This is a genomic window from Mesorhizobium sp. Pch-S (assembly GCF_004136315.1).
Lineage (GTDB): Bacteria > Pseudomonadota > Alphaproteobacteria > Rhizobiales > Rhizobiaceae > Mesorhizobium.
Genome location: NZ_CP029562.1, coordinates 1,931,416 through 1,947,672, shown reverse-complemented (window position 1 = coordinate 1,947,672; position 16,257 = coordinate 1,931,416). Strand labels below are relative to the sequence as shown.

5 protein-coding genes are annotated in these 16,257 nt (G+C 64.8%); 4 read left to right on the top strand and 1 reads right to left on the bottom strand.

Features of this window, described 5'->3' with window-relative positions:
- The first annotated feature begins 142 nt into the window (after nucleotides 1–142).
- On the top strand, nucleotides 143–1,366 hold the full coding sequence (locus C1M53_RS08910; RefSeq protein ID WP_129411920.1) for an ABC transporter substrate-binding protein: 1,224 nt from the start codon (nucleotides 143–145) through the stop codon (nucleotides 1,364–1,366).
- 93 nt (nucleotides 1,367–1,459) lie between these two features.
- On the opposite strand, the gene C1M53_RS08905 is transcribed toward C1M53_RS08910, so the two are convergent.
- Complete coding sequence (locus tag C1M53_RS08905) at nucleotides 1,460–1,900, bottom strand: MucR family transcriptional regulator (protein WP_129411919.1); 441 nt, start codon at nucleotides 1,898–1,900, stop codon at nucleotides 1,460–1,462.
- A gap of 589 nt (nucleotides 1,901–2,489) precedes the next feature.
- On the opposite strand from C1M53_RS08905, the gene C1M53_RS08900 reads away from it, so the two are divergent.
- The 3 genes from C1M53_RS08900 to C1M53_RS08890 are packed head-to-tail and all read left to right on the top strand — an operon-like array spanning nucleotide 2,490 to nucleotide 16,251.
- Entirely contained in the window at nucleotides 2,490–12,329 is a 9,840-nt protein-coding gene (locus tag C1M53_RS08900) for a DUF11 domain-containing protein (protein WP_129411918.1), read from the top strand.
- On the top strand, nucleotides 12,326–14,980 hold the full coding sequence (locus tag C1M53_RS08895) for a hypothetical protein (RefSeq protein ID WP_129411917.1): 2,655 nt from the start codon (nucleotides 12,326–12,328) through the stop codon (nucleotides 14,978–14,980). The genes C1M53_RS08900 and C1M53_RS08895 overlap by 4 nt, the downstream gene beginning before the upstream one ends.
- Nucleotides 14,899–16,251, top strand: coding sequence for a transporter (locus C1M53_RS08890; protein WP_129411916.1), 1,353 nt, complete (start codon nucleotides 14,899–14,901; stop codon nucleotides 16,249–16,251). The genes C1M53_RS08895 and C1M53_RS08890 overlap by 82 nt, the downstream gene beginning before the upstream one ends.
- The last annotated feature ends 6 nt before the right edge of the window (nucleotides 16,252–16,257 follow it).

The window sequence follows — 16,257 nt, the reverse complement described above, 5'->3', positions numbered from 1 at the left end:
TCTTGCGTTGCTGTCCCGGCTGCCCGTCGGGGAAATTCCTCCGGTCGAGATGGGGGAAGACGCTGCGCATGCTCAAATGGCTGCTTTCCCTGGCCCCGACACAATGCGAGGCATGATGCCGGCACCCTGGAGCGAACCCTTAATGCAGTCTGGTGACGGGCACTTCGGTCCATTCGGCATAAGTCGCCGCGTGCTCCTGGCCGCGCTGCCCGTGCTGGCGCTGGCGGCATGCCAGTCCAAGACTGCCGGCGATGTTCTCGATCCGGGCGGCAGTGCGGCGGCGCCAGAGGCGAAAGGCGCAGCGACACCGGCGCCATCGGCCGGTCCCGTGCCGTCGGCCCAGACTTTTGGCAGCGGCGAAACCAAGGTGTTCATGCTGCTGCCGCTTTCGGCTTCCGGTGGCATGGGCGAAAAGGGCCGCAGGATGTTCGATGCGGCCAAGCTCGCCATGGCGGATCTCGGCAACCAGACCATCACCTTGTCCGTCCAGGACACGCGTGGCGACAGCGCTGTCGCCAAGGACCTCGTCGTCAAGGCGATGACGTCCGGCGCCAGGGTCATCATCGGCCCGGCCGAACTCGATGCGGCCCAGCGGCTGACGTCGATTTCCGGGCCGACACGACCGCCGGTGCTTGTGCTGGCGGAGAATTTTCCCGGTGCGCCGCGCCTCTATGCCATGGCCCTGAATGAAGCGGACAGTGCTGCCGCCGGCGCCGCGGCCATCGCCCAGAAAGGCAAGCGCAAATTCGTCCTGTTCGTAGCCAGAAGTCCGATCGCAGGCGCCATCGAAAAGCGGGTGGCGAACGGATTGAGCATCACCGGGGCGTCGATCGCGCTGACCATGCCTTTCGATCCGGTTGCCGAGGCCGAGAAGGCGGCCGCCGATATGCTGGCGACCGTGTCCACACCGGAAGGTGTGGTCATCGCCATCGGCGATGCCAGTCCGTTGCCCATCCTGCGGGCACTGAAGGCCCGCGGGGTTTCCGCCGACAAGGTAGCGGTCATCGGCACCGCGCGCTGGCTCGAGCAGCCGCTCGCCGACCCGCTGTTTCAAGGAAGCTACGTGGCGGCCCTGGACAAGAGCGAGGCCGGCCCGATCGCCGATCGCTTCAAGGCGACATACGGCTATGCTCCGGATATCAACGCGATCTATGCCTATGACAGCGTGGCGCTGACAGCCGGCATAGCTGGCGCCATGGGCCCCAAAGGCTTCACACCGCAGATCCTCGAAAACAGGAACGGCTTCCGCGGCTCCGCCGGCGTGTTCCATTTCCGCTCGGACGGTGCCAGCGAACGCTCGATGTCCTTCTATCGCATCGACAGAGGCGTAGCGAAGAAGATCGCGAATTCGGTGACGGGGTTCTGATCTCCAGTTCCGCCACCCGAGCTTTTGCCGGAGATCCCCGCAAGACCGGCGGAGCGCCGTGCTTTCGCGGCGCCTGGCGGCAGAGCGTGCGGTTCAGCCCTTGGCCTTGCCCCGCCCGCGCTTGGTTCCGGGCTTCCTGCCGAGACCGAGTTTCTTGGCCAGTTCCGAGCGCTTGGCGGCATAGGCCGGCGCCACCATCGGATAGTCGACGGGAAGCCCCCATTTCGCGCGGTATTCCTCCGGGGTGAGGCCGAGCTTGCCCAGATGGCGCTTCAGGGTGCGATACTGCTGGCCGTCTTCGAGGCTGATCAGGTAATCGTGGGTGAGCGATTTCCGGATCGAGATTGCCGGCTTCTGAGGTTCCGGCACGACCTCGGCCTGGGTTTGTCCCAGCCTGCCGATGCTGTCTGCCACGCTGGCGATGACGCCAGGCAGATCGGATACCGGAACCGGATTCTTGGTGACATACGCACCCACGATCGCTGCGGTAAGTTCGGTCACCAGGTCGTTGGAAACCTTGTTGTCTTCGGCCATGATTGTCCCCTTGCTGCCCACCACTTGCCTAGCCGAGAAACGGAAGTTCCGAAAGCTGAAACATTAATTCAAAAGGCAAATAATCCCCTTTTGCGCGGCTTCGGGCCGATTGTGCCGGCCGTGCGAAGCAGCGGTTGTGCCTTGTGCTCGCATACATTCCCGGAAAAACGAATCCCGGAAGATCGAACGGCCGACCGGCGCGCGAAACTGCGCCGACACCATATCGAATTGGGGTGAAAACCGGGGCCGCGGGGCGTCGCCTCGACCGGCGCCGGCATTCCTTCCGGCGTTTTACCACCAGAGGTCGGGTTGTTGCGCCTTGTAATGCAACCTGTTGTTGCTGGAATGCAACAGGCGGGCCGTCTTCGGTTAAAAGTTCGGCGAGACTACATTGTAAAATAGTCTGCGTTTTATACAAACGTCCAGTTATTGGATGTGTTGAGTCTGTTATTAGTTTTGTTGAATAGTCAAATTATTCAATATTAGAGTTTCGTTATATTAGTGATGAATCGAGTTTGTCCTGCACGGGTTTCCGTGCGGGAGGGGTATTCTATTCGCAATTTCTAATGTTCGAAGTCGGGGGAAGTATTTGGAATTTCGGCGCGAAAAGATCGAACTCTCAGGACTGGACGAGGTCGCCCGCGGGACGTCTCCAGAGAGTTTCTGCGGAAGACATTCGGTTTCCGGAGCCATCTCCTGCCTTCTCGCGCTGATCGCCATCCTGATGTTCGCTGTGCCCGCGCAGGCGCAGGTGCAGCGCAGCTTCATCAATCAGGGGTTCGAACAGCCCGTTCTCACGCCTTCCAATGCAGCGAACGGATGTTATGTCCAGGTCACGGATGGCACGGTCCCCGGCTGGTCGACAACGCATCCGAGCGTACAGGGCAGCGGCAACTGTACCTCGCCCTCGGCAGCCTCCGGTGCCTTGATCGAACTGTGGCGCGCGCCGTTCAACGGCGTGACGGCAGCCGAGGGCAGCCAGTTCGCCGAGCTGAACGCCGAGCGTGCCTCGCGCCTCTACCAGACCGTCTGTCTCGTCGCGGGCGAGCAGTTCGCTTACCGTTTCAGCCACCGTTCGCGCTCGGGCGGTAACGAAGTTGCCGACTTCAACATCGCTCCGACAGCCAATGGCACGCGAACGCAGATCGTGAGATCGACTGTTTCGGGGTCCACCTGGGCAAATCGGACCGGCAACTACACTTTCGCCGGCCCCTCCGGCGTGCAGACGCTGGGTTTCGAGGCCATCGGCGGCACGACTGCCGGCAATTTTCTCGACAACATCCAGATAACGCTGACGCCCTATCTGGAATTCGTCCCAGGCAACAGTTCGGGCCTGGAAAGCATCGCCACCGCCAACCTGCCGGCGCTGCGCGTGGCTGGCCTGCTGAACGCGCCGACATCCGTACAGATCCAGGTCACCGGTGGTACTGCGACGCTCGGCACCGACTACACGACGCCGTCCGGGACAAACACGTTCACCGTCACCATTCCGGCCGGCAACTATGATGGTACTCAGCCGATCGCCACCGGCATGGCCATCATCAACGATACGCTGATTGAGCCAGACGAAACGATCCAGCTGACGATCACGCCGAATCCGGCGAGCTACACCATTGCCAGCACGCAATCCTGCGGCGCCACCGCCTCGGCGACCGGTACCTACACCATCATCGATGATGATGCCCGCATCACCGTGCAGAAGACGCTGGCCGGCTCGCGTGTGGCGGCGAGCGATCAGTTCGCGCTTTCGATCGCCGGTACCAACGGCCCGGTCAATGTCAACACGACGGGAGCCGGCACGACGGTCAACGGCCAGGCACAGCTTTCAAACATCGCCGTCAACACCAACTATACCATTTCGGAAGCGATGGCCGCCGGCAGCGCCAGCCCGCAAAGCAGCTACGCGCCGACCCTGACCTGCAGCAACGCCAAGACGGGTTCGACCACGGTGTTGCCCGGCGGCGCGGTGCGGACAGGCACGATACGGCCGACTGCCGGTGATGACATCACCTGCGTGTTCAACAACGCGCCGCGAAATCCCGCCATCACCATTGCCAAGAGCGCGGGCGCGATCAGCGACACCAACGGCAGCGGCGCGCAGGATGCCGGCGACCAGGTCCCCTACACGTTCACGGTAACCAACAGCGGCAACACGACGCTGACCAATGTCCGGATCAACGATGCCAAGCTGGACTCCGCCGCCGTCTGCAGTCCGACGACGCTGGCACCCGGCGCCGTCGCGACCTGTACCGGCACCCACACCCTGACGCAGGCCGAGGTCACCGCCGGCCAGGTCGTGAACACCGCGACGGCGACAGGATCGCCGCCGGAAGGCGGCTCCGATGTCACCAGCCCGCCAGCCACTGCAACCGTGCCGATAACGCAGGCGCCGAAGCTGACCATCACCAAGAGCGCCGGCCCGATCGTCGATGCCAATGGTTCCGGTCGCCAGGATGCGGGTGACAAGATCACCTATACGTTCACGGTCAGGAACACCGGCAATGTGCCGCTGACCGGGGTCAATGTCGACGATGCGCGCGTCGGCGTCACCGATCTCGCCGTCTCTCCTGCCACGCTGGCGCCCGGCGCCACCGGAACCGCGACCGTCACCTACACGCTGATCCAGTCCGACATCGATTCCGGCACCGTCAACAACAGCGCTACCGCCAGCGGCCGGCCGCCAAGCGGCGGCGAGGTGACCAGCCCGCCGTCCACGACGACCACGCCGATCACCGGCGCGAGCTCGATCGTGCTCACCAAGACCGCTAGCGCGATCAATGATCTCGACGGCAACGGCCCGGACGAAGGCGACACCATTTCCTACACCTTCACGGTGCGGAACACCGGCACCGTCACGCTCAACCCTGTGACGGTCAACGACCCGATGCTCGGCGGCGCCATCACCTGTCCGGTTGCGCCGCTGGCCGCGGGGGCTTCGGCCTCCTGCGGTGCGGCCGTCACCTATACGCTGACCCAGGCCGACATCAACGCCGGCCAGGTCGTCAACACCGCGACTGCGACGGGTACGCCGCCGTCCGGCCCGGCCGTGACCAATTCGTCCAGCACCACGACACCGATCGCCCAGACACGGCAATTGACCGTGACCAAGACGGCGAGCCTTGCCGATACGGTCGTCGTCAACGGCACGGCCGACGCCGGCGAGGTGATCACCTATGGTGTCTCCGTCAAGAACACCGGCAATGTCACGGTCACCGCCCTGACTGTCACCGACAGCCTGGACGGCGCCCCGGCGACGACGCTCAGCTGCTCACCGCAGACGCTGGCACCCGGCGCCACCGCGACCTGCACGAGCTACACCCACACCGTCACCCAGGCGGAGATCGACCAGCAGGCTGCGCTGCGCAACGTCGTCACCGCCGCCGGCAATACATCGGCCGGGCGTGTCACCGGTACCGATACCAAGACCGTGCCGCCGACGCGCCGTTCGCCGGGCGTGTCGATCACCAAGACGGTCGACAGGAACACGATCTCGGCGCCGGGGACGCTGAACTACACCATCGTCGTCAGGAACACCGGCAACACCACGCTGACCGGCGTGAACGTGACCGACACGCTGCCGAACGGCGACCCGGCGAACCTGCCATCGCCCAACGAGAGCGTCGCGACCAACGGCGTGCTCGATGTCGGTGAAAGCTGGACCTACACCCTTGCCTATCCCGTCGACCAGGCAACGATCGACAATCCGGCCAACACCACGCTGACCAACCGGGCTTCGGTCACGACCACCCAGACGCCGACGCCCGCGACCAGCAGGGCCGATACCCAGATCGTCCGCAATGCCGCCTTCACGACCAGGAAGACCGTCGACAAGGCGACGATTTCGGCACCCGGCACGCTGACCTACACCATCGTGCTGACCAACACCGGCAACGTCTCGCTGACCGGCGTCACCCCAACGGATACGCTGCCGAACGGCGATCAGGCTGTTCTGCCGGCGCCCACCGAGAGCATCTCCGCCAACAACGTGCTCAATGTCGGCGAAACCTGGACCTATGTCTTCACCTATGCCGTCGACCAGGCCGCGATCGAGGCCGGTGGCACATTGGTCAACACCGTCCAGGTCACGACCACGCAGACGCCGTCGCCGCAGGATTCGGCAACGACGACCATCAGCCAGTTCCATTCGCTCGCCGTCGAGAAGAAGGTCGACAAGGCCTCCGTCAACGCGCCCGGCCTGTTGAACTACACGATCACCGTGAAGAACACCGGCAATGTCGCGCTGAGCAATGTGACGCCAGTCGACACCCTGCCGAACGGCACGACCGTCACGCTTGCCAACCCGACCGGCGACGTCAACGGCGACGGCAAGCTCGATGTCGGCGAAACCTGGACCTACACGACGACCTACAGCGTGACGCAGGCCGAGATCGAGGCCGGCACGAGCCGGGTCAATTCCGTTTCGGTGACCAGTGCCGAGACACCGACACCGAAGACGGCCGACGCGACCACGACCATCAGCCAGGCGCCGTCGATGACGGTTGCCAAGACCGTCGATACCACGGCCATCTCCGCGCCCGCGACGCTGAGCTACACGATCACGGTGAGGAACACCGGCAACGTCTCGCTGGGCAATGTGACGCCGGTCGACACGCTGCCGAACGGCACGACCGTCACGCTCGCCAACCCTGTCGGAGACAGCAACAACAATGGCAGGCTCGATATCGGCGAAACCTGGACCTACACGACGACCTATGCCGTCGATCAGGCACAGATCAATGCCGGTACCGACCGCGTCAACGCCGTCACGGTGACGGCAAGCCCGCCAACCGGACCGGCGCTGTCTGGCAGTTCCTCGGCCACCACGACGATCACGACGACGCCGAAGCTGACCATCGCCAAGCGTGTCGACCAGACCTCCATTTCGGCGCCCGGCACGCTGACTTACACCATCGAGGTGCGCAACACCGGCAACGTGTCGCTGACCAATGTCAGCGTCACCGACACGCTGGCGCCAGGCGCCCGGCCAATCAATGTCGGTTCGCCGGTCGAGAGCATTTCGAACAACGGCGTGCTCGATGTCGGCGAAACCTGGACCTACACGGCGACCTTCGCCGCCAGCCAGGCCGATATCGACGCAGGTACCAGCCTGGTCAACACGGCCTCGGTCACCAGCACGCAGACACCGACCCCGGTCGACGCGTCGGCGACCACGACGATCAGCCAGACGGCTTCGATGCAGGTCGAGAAGGTGGTCGATCTCCATTCGATCGCCGCACCTGGTACCCTGACCTACACCATCACGGTCCAGAACACCGGCAACGTCTCGCTGAGCAGCGTCAACCCGGTCGATACATTGCCGAACGGCACGACGGTCACGCTCGCCAACCCGGGCGGTGACACCAACGGCAACGGCAGGCTCGATGTCGGCGAGACCTGGACCTACACGACGACCTATGCCGTCGATCAGGCACAGATCAATGCCGGCACTGACCGCGTCAACTCCGTCACGGTCACGGCAGATCCGCCGAGCGGTGGCGCTGTCTCGAAGACGGACACCGCCACGACGACGATCGCGACGGCGCCAAGACTGACCGTCGACAAGCGTGTCGACAAGGCTGCGATCTCGGCACCCGGCACGCTGACCTACACAATCGAGGTGCACAATGCCGGCAACGTGTCGCTGACCGGTGTCAGCGTCACCGACACGCTGGCGCCCGGCGCGCGGCCGATCAATCCCGGTTTGCCGGTCGAGAGCGTATCGAACAACGGCGTGCTCGATGTCGGCGAGACCTGGACCTACACGGCGACCTTCGCCGTCGGCCAGGCCGACATCGACGCCGGCACCAGCCTGGTCAACACCGCTTCGGTCACCAGCACGCAGACACCGACCCCGGTCGATGCGTCGGCGACCACGACCATCAGCCAGTCTGGCTCGATGCAGGTGGTCAAGACCGTCAACCCGACGGCGATCACCGGACCGACGACGCTGAACTACACAATCACGGTGAAGAACACCGGCAACGTCTCGCTGAGCAATGTGAACCCGGTCGACACGCTGCCGGACGGCACGACCATCACGCTGGCCAATCCAGGCGGAGACACCAACGGCAACAACAGGCTCGACGTCGGCGAGACCTGGACCTATACGACGACCTATGCCGTCGATCAGGCACAGATCAATGCCGGCACCGACCGCGTCAACGCCGTCACGGTCACGGCAGATCCGCCGAGCGGCCCGGCCCTGTCGGGCAGTTCCTCGGCGACGACGACGATCACCACGACGCCGAAGCTGACCGTCGCCAAGCGTGTCGACCAGACCTCGATTTCGGCACCCGGCACGCTGACCTACACCATCGAGGTGCGCAACGCCGGCAATGTCTCGCTGACCGGTGTCAGCGTCACCGACACGCTGGCGCCCGGCGCACGGCCGATCAACCCCGGCGCGCCGGTCGAGAGCCTGTCGGGCAACGGCGTGCTCGATGTCGGCGAAACCTGGACCTACACGGCGACCTTCGATGTTCTTCAGGCCGATATCGAGGCTGGCACCAGCCTGGTCAACACCGCCTCGGTCACCAGCACGCAGACACCGGCTCCGGTCGATGCGTCGGCGACCACGACCATCAGCCAGGCGCCTGCCATGCTGGTCAAGAAGGCTGTCGACCGCCAGTCGATTTCCGCGCCCGGCACGCTGGCTTACACGATCACGGTCGAAAACACCGGCAACGTCTCGCTGAGCAGCGTCAACCCGGTCGATACATTGCCGAACGGCACGACCGTCACGCTCGCCAGCCCGAGTGGTGACACCAACGGCAACAACAGCCTCGATGTCGGCGAGACCTGGACCTACTCGACGACCTATGCCGTCGACCAGGCACAGATCGATGCCGGCACCGACCGCGTCAACGCCGTCACGGTGACGGCAAATCCGCCGAGCGGCCCGGCACTGTCGGGCAGTTCCTCGGCGACGACGACGATCACCACGACGCCGAAGCTGACCGTCGCCAAACGCGTCGACAAGACCTCGATTTCGGCTCCCGGCACGCTGACCTACACCATCGATGTGCACAACACAGGCAATGTGTCGCTGACCGGTGTCAGCGTCACCGACACGCTGGCGCCAGGCGCCCGGCCAATCAATGTCGGCTCGCCGGTCGAGAGCCTGTCGAGCAACGGCGTGCTCGATGTCGGCGAAACCTGGACCTACACGGCGACCTTCGCCGCAAGCCAGGCCGACGTCGAGGCCGGCACCAGCCTGGTCAACACGGCCTCGGTCACCAGCACGCAGACACCGACCCCCGTCGATGCATCCGCGACCACGACCATCAGCCAGGCACCGGCGATGCAGGTCAAGAAGGAGGTCGACCGCCAGACGGTCACCGGGCCAGCGACGCTGACCTACACCATCACGGTCGAGAACACCGGCAACGTCTCGCTGAGCAATGTGAACCCGGTCGACACGCTGCCGAATGGCACGACGGTCACGCTTGCCAATCCGAGCGGTGACACCAACGGCAACGGCAAGCTCGATATAGACGAGATCTGGACCTACACGACGACCTATGCCGTCGACCAGGCGCAGATCAATGCCGGTACCGACCGCGTCAACGCCGTCACGGTAACGGCGAATCCGCCGAGCGGCGCCCCCGTCTCGAAAACCGACACGGCCACGACGACGATCTCGCGCACGCCCGGCCTCACGCTGGTCAAGTCCGCCACCTCCGGCAACGGCTACACCGCTGTCGGCAATGTGGTGACCTACAGCTATCTCGTCACCAACAGCGGCAACACCACCATCACCAGCCCGATCAGTGTCGCCGACGACAAGATCGCCGCACCGAACACGGTCAGCTGTCCGGCGCTTCCGGCCGGCGGGCTGGACCCGGACAGGACGCTGACCTGTACCGCCAGCTACACCATCACCCAGGCCGACCTCAACGCGGGCAAGGTGACCAACATCGCGACGGCCACCGACGGCACCACCACCTCGCCGCCTTCCACGGTGACGGTGACCGCCGTGCAGACACCGGCCCTGACGCTGGTGAAGAACGTGACCGCCGGTGATCCTTATGCCGCCGTCAACGATGTGGTCACCTACAGCTACGTCGTCACCAACAGCGGCAATGTCACCATCACCGAGCCGATCACGGTGGACGACAACAAGATCACACCCGTCGCTTGCCCGGCCCTGCCGGCGGGGGGGCTTGAGCCCACCAGGACGCTGACCTGCACGGCCAGCTATACGGTCACCCAGGCGGACCTCAACGCGGGATCGGTGACCAACACCGCGACCGCCACCGATGGCGCGGTCACGTCTTCGCCGGCTTCCAGGACGGTGAATGCCACGCAGCGGCCGACGCTGACGCTGGTCAAGACCGCGACCGTGCAAGACACCAACGGCAACGGGCGCACGGATGTCGGCGACACCATCGTCTACGCGTTCCGGGTCGAAAACACCGGCAATGTCGTGCTGCGCAACGTCAAGGTCACCGACACCCTTGTCGATATCGTGCTCACGGGCGGCCCGATCGCGACACTGCAGCCGGCCGCCGTGGACACGACGACATTCACGGCGACCTATCTGATCAAGCAGGCGGACCTCGACAATGGCTCCGTCGTCAACCAGGCGACCGCCAGCGGCGCCCCGCCGGCTGGTGGCACCGTCGACAGTCCACCCAGCGCCGTCACCACGCCGCTGGTGTCGGCAGCGAGCCTGACGTTCAAGAAGACCGCCGGCAGGATCGTCGATGCCAACGGCAATGGTCGCACCGACCCCGGCGACACGGTGACCTACGACTTCCTCGTCACCAACACCGGCACCGTCACGCTGACGAACCTGAAGATCGATGACGCGCGTATCGGCGTCGCCGGGCTCGCGGTCACCCCCGCGACGCTCGCGCCGAATGCCGCCGGTACCGCCGCGGCCACCTATGCGCTGACGCAGGCCGATATCGACAGCGGTCGTATCGTCAACCAGGCGATGGCGACAGGCACGCCACCGAGCGGACCTCCCGTGACAGCAACCTCCGATGACCCGACATTGCCCGGCGACAACGATCCCACCGTCGTGTCGATCGACAACAAGCCGGCGCTGGTGCTGAAGAAAACGGCGGATGCGCTGCGCGACGACAATGGCGACGGCGTGGTCGGCGGCGAAGGCGACAAGATCACTTACCGCTACGAGGTGACCAACACCGGCAGCGCGACGCTGCGCGACGTCGCGCCGCTCGACGCGGGTCCGACCTTCAACGGCAAGCCGGCCGCCAACAAGCTGTCGGCCTTCTCGCCGGCAAGCGTCGCCGTGCTGACGCCTGGCGCCGTGGCGACCTTCAGCGCCACCTATGTGCTGGGTACCGCCGATGTCGATTCCGCTGCCGGCATCGCCGATGGTGTAAAGAACACTGCCACTGGTGAAGCCTACGCCAATGGCGACAGCACCTCCGGCACACGGATCGTCTCGCCGGCCAGCACCGCGCTGGTGGCGCTGCCGACCGGCAAGCCGGGGACGCTGACGCTGGTCAAGCAGGCCGGGATCAGGCAGATCCGCATCGGCGAAAAGGCGCCGTTCGTCATCTCAGCCACCAACAACGAAGCGCGCAATGTCGGGCCGGTGACGATCGTCGACACCATCCCTGTCGGCTTCCGCTTCGTGATCGGCTCCGCCTCCATCGATGGCACTGCGGTGACCCCTGAGGTCGCCGGCCGCCAGGTCATCTTCAGGAACATCAATTTCGGCCCGAATGCCAAGGTGCAGATCCGCCTGCAGATGCTGGCGCTGAACACGGCCGGCCCGGGCCGGCACACCAACCGGGCGCTGGCAACCGACGAACGCGGCACGCCGCTGTCGGATGAAGCCTCGGCCTGGGTCGAGATCGTCGCCGAGCCGGTGTTCGATTGCGGCGACATCATCGGCAAGGTCTTCGACGACAAGAACGGCAATGGTTACCAGGACGAGGGCGAACCTGGCCTGCCCGGCGTGCGCGTGGTGACTGTCAGGGGGCTGCTGATCACCACCGATCAATACGGGCGCTTCCATGTCGCCTGCGCCGACCTGCCGGACAAGCGCATCGGCTCCAACTTCATCATGAAGCTCGACGAACGCACCTTGCCCAGCGGCTACCGGCTGACGACCGAGAATCCGCGCGTGGTGCGCCTGACCGCCGGCAAGATGACGAAGCTCAATTTCGGCGCCCGCATCGGCCGGGTCGTACGCCTCGACCTGAAGGATGAGGCGTTCCAGCGCGGTTCCACGGCACTCGATCCGAAATGGCAGAAAGGCCTCGATCAGCTGATCGCCGTCCTGGCCAGGGAGCAGTCGGTGCTGCGGCTGAGCTACATCGAACCGGGTGCCGACGAACAGCTCGCACGCAGCCGCGTCCAGCAACTGGAGAAGGAGATTTCGCAACGTTGGTCGGCCGTCGATGGCCGCTACAGGCTCGAAATCGAAACACGCATAGAGACCGGCCGATGAAAGCAGCCCGCCACTCCCACATCCAGTCCGGGCTGCGCAAGGCTGGCATCGATGCCGCCGCGCGTGCGGGCTTCCTGCTGGCCAGCTGTGCCTTCGTCATACCTGCAGGCGGCGGTACCGCGCTTGCCCAGGGTGCCTGCCTGGAGCGCGGATGCGAACCAGCCATCCGCGGCAAGGTGCTGGACGACAGCTCCAGCGAGACGGTCGCGCCCGGCAGCAACACCGAAACCGAGAAGCCGGGCGAGCAGGGCAACATCCCGTTCTCGATCAGCGTCGACGGAGAGCAGGTCGACCGCAGTTCCACGCAGCAGGGCAAGGAAGCGGGTTCCCGGACAGACCAAGACAATCGCAAGGGACCGCGGCCGTCCGGCAAGTCGGTGGACGCCCAGCGAAAGGCTGATGTCGGGCTCAACGCCGTCGACATCCAGGTCAAGTATGACGGGCTGGAGAGCCGTCCCACCCTCAACATCTCCACCACGCCGATCCGCCGCGTCTACAAGGCCGGCGAACGCATCGACTTCCTGGCCACCGCCAACTATCCGGCTTTCATCGACCGTTCGGAAATCCGCATCTACCGCACGAACAAGCGGGAAGGGGAGCCGGCGCAGGCCGTGATCCCCGTCGCGATCAATGGCGAGGGAAGCTGGGTCATGCCGGACGAGCGCGACCCCGACACCGGCAAGGAAGTCGGCTATTTCTACGTGCTGCGTGTCTACGACGCGCAAGGCCGCTACGACGAGACGGTGCCGCTGACCATCGCCCGCACCGATGCCGACCTGAAGCCGGCGGCGCCGCGCGAGGCGACCGCACCGGGCATGGGCGAGGATCGCACGGCGCTGCGCAACATCCCGATCCGGGGCGGCGCCGTCACCGTGTTCGGCCGCAACGTGCCGTCCGGCCACCAGGTCGTGGCGCTCGGCGAGACGATCCCCGTCGACCCGAAGCAGGCCTTCGTCGTGCAGCGCATCCTGCCGCCCGGCGAGCATGACGTCGATGTCGCCGTGCGTGGTGGTGCCAAGACCGGCGCGCTGAATTTCAGCCGCCAGATCAACATCCCCAACAATGACTGGTTCTATGTCGCGCTCGCCGACCTCACCGTGGGCAAGCGCTCGGGCGATCCCCAGATCGAGGACGTGCGGCCGGGCGAATACGACAAGGTCTATACCAACGGGCGACTGGCCTTCTATCTGAAGGGCAAGATCCAGGGCAAATACCTGCTGACCGCTGCCGGCGACACCGGCAACGACAAGTTCGAGAACATGTTCAGGGGACTGGATTCGAAGGATCCGCGCCAGCTGCTGCGCCGTCTCGACCCCGATGACTACTATCCCGTCTATGGCGACGATTCGACGGCCATCGAGGACGCCCCCACCAAGGGCAAGTTCTATGTCCGCCTCCAGCGCGGCGACAGCCATGTCATGTGGGGTAACTACAAGACCAGCATCACCGGCACGGAATTCATCCGCTCCGAGCGTGGCCTCTACGGCGCCAACGCGGTCTACCGTTCGGAGGAGACGACGACCTTCGGTGAACGCCGGACCGAGGCTACCGTCTATGCCGCCCAGCCCGACACGCTGCCGCAGCGCGACGAATTCCTGGGCAGCGGTTCCTTCTACTGGATGAAGCACCAGGACATCACCATCGGCTCGGAAACGATCACGCTCGAGATCCGCGATGCCGTGACCGGCCGGGTGGTGGAACGGCGCAACCTGCGCTACGGCGACGACTATTCGTTCGACTACATGCAGGGCACGCTGCTGCTGACGCGGCCGATCTTTTCCACGACCGGCACCAGCGATCCCGTGCGCGACGGAACGCTCGGCGGCAACAAGGCCTACATCATCTCCCAGTACGAATACACGCCGGCCGTCGGCGAGGTCGACGGCTATGTCTATGGCGGCCGCGGCCAGCACTGGATCAACGACAAGGTCCGCGTCGGCGTGACCGGTATGGACGAGAACACCGGCGAGGCGCACCAGCGCGCCTATGGCGCCGACATCAAGCTGCGCCAGTCGGACCGCACCTTCCTCGAAGCCGAAGTTGCCCATTCCAAGGGACCGGGGTTCGGCACGTCGCGCTCGGTCGATGGCGGCCTCTCCATCGAGGACATTCCCAGCACCGGATCGCGGGACCACTCGGCGATGGCCTGGCGCATGCGCGGACAGGCGGCCGTCGACGAGCTGTTCGGCGGTGGCCCGAAAGGCGTTGTCGGAGGCTATTTCGAGAAGAAGGATGACGGCTTCTCGACTTTGTCCGAGCAGGTGGACGGCAACGAGCGCAGCTGGGGCGCGTTCGCCGATGTCGCCGTCAACAAGGATGTCGGGGTGAAGGTCACCTATGACGACTACCGGGTCGACGACTACAATCGCTATGTCGCGCCGCTTTCGGGCATTGACGATCCTGCGTTGAGGACACGCTCCAAGCGCAAGGGCGAAGGTGTGCTCAGCTGGCAGTGGGACGAATACTGGAAGGTCTCGTTCGGCGTCACCTACACCGAACTCTCGGATCCGCTGCGTGCCCGGGGTTCGGGTTACCGTTCCGGCTACAATGGCGACAGGGTCGTGGCGGCGTGCGCGTCGAATACCGGCCCGACAGCGACCAGATGTATTACGCCTTCGGCCAGGGAACGATCAGCCGCTCCGGCGACATAGACCGCAACGACCGCTTCGGCATCGGCGCCGAATACAAGCTGACCGAGAAGATCGGCCTCAATGGCGAGATTTCCTACGGCACCGGCGGTGTCGGCGGCCTGGCCGCCATCACATACAATCCCACCGCCGACGACCAGTATTACATCGGCTACAGGCTCGACCCCACCCGCGCCTTCGATCTCGATCGCAACTATGACCCGATCGGCACCGACAGTGGCCAGATCGTCGGCGGCGTCAAGCGCAAGATCAACGACACCTTGTCGGCCTTCTCCGAAGACAGCTACGACATGTTCGGAAGCCGGCGCTCGCTCAACCAGACCTATGGCGTCATCTACACGCCCGACGCGATGTGGACCGTCAACGCCTCTTTCGAGGCTGGCCGGGTCGAGGATGACGGGATCTATGCCGTCCTCGACCAGAACGGCAAGGAGACCGGCCAGTACCAGCGGCGCGACAGTTTCAACCGCAGGGCAGTGTCGATGTCGCTCGGCTACAATGACGAGGAAGCGGGCATCACCGGCCGCGTGCGCGGCGAGGCCCGCTTTGACAGCTCCAGCACCGGCCGCGGCGACGTCAACACCTATCTCTTCGCTGCCGGCCTGTCGTGGAAGACGGATCCGAACTGGCGCGTGCTCGCCAATGTGGAGGGCGTCTGGTCCGCATCCGGCAATTGCGACGCCAGCATCATCGCCAACAACTGCATCAACTCCTTCCGCGATGGCGACTATGTCGAGGCATCGCTGGGTTACGCCTACCGTCCGGTCGACAACGACCGGCTGAACGCGCTGTTCAAATACACCTGGCTCTATGATCTGCCCGGCAACGATCAGGTCAGCGCCGTGACCGGCGACCGTTTCGGCCCCTTGCAGCGCAGCCACATAATGTCGGCGGACTTCACCTACGATCTGGTGCCATGGCTCTCGATCGGCGGCAAATACGGCTTCCGCATCGGCGACGTGCGGTATCGCGAGCGTGTCAGCGGCAACAACGTCGCCATCGACGACGGCTGGCAACGGTCATCGGCGCATCTCGGCATCGTTCGCGCCGACCTGCATATCGTGAAGCAATGGGATGCCCTGGTCGAGGCACGCGCCCTGGCGATGCCCGAAGCCGACACGGTCGACTATGGCGCGCTCGTCGCGCTCTATCGTCATGTCGGGGAGAACTTCAAGGTCGGCGTTGGCTACAATTTCGGCCGGTTCTCCGACGACCTTCGCGATCTCACGCTCGACGACAGGGGGGTGTTCCTCAACGTCGTCGGCAAGTTCTGAGGCGGC

Coding starts and splice junctions, on each gene's coding strand:
- C1M53_RS08895 (WP_129411917.1), top strand. CDS start 12,326: ATGAAAGCAGCCCGCCACTCCCACATCCAGTCCGGGCTGCGCAAGGCT.
- C1M53_RS08910 (WP_129411920.1), top strand. CDS start 143: ATGCAGTCTGGTGACGGGCACTTCGGTCCATTCGGCATAAGTCGCCGC.
- C1M53_RS08905 (WP_129411919.1), bottom strand. CDS start 1,900: ATGGCCGAAGACAACAAGGTTTCCAACGACCTGGTGACCGAACTTACC.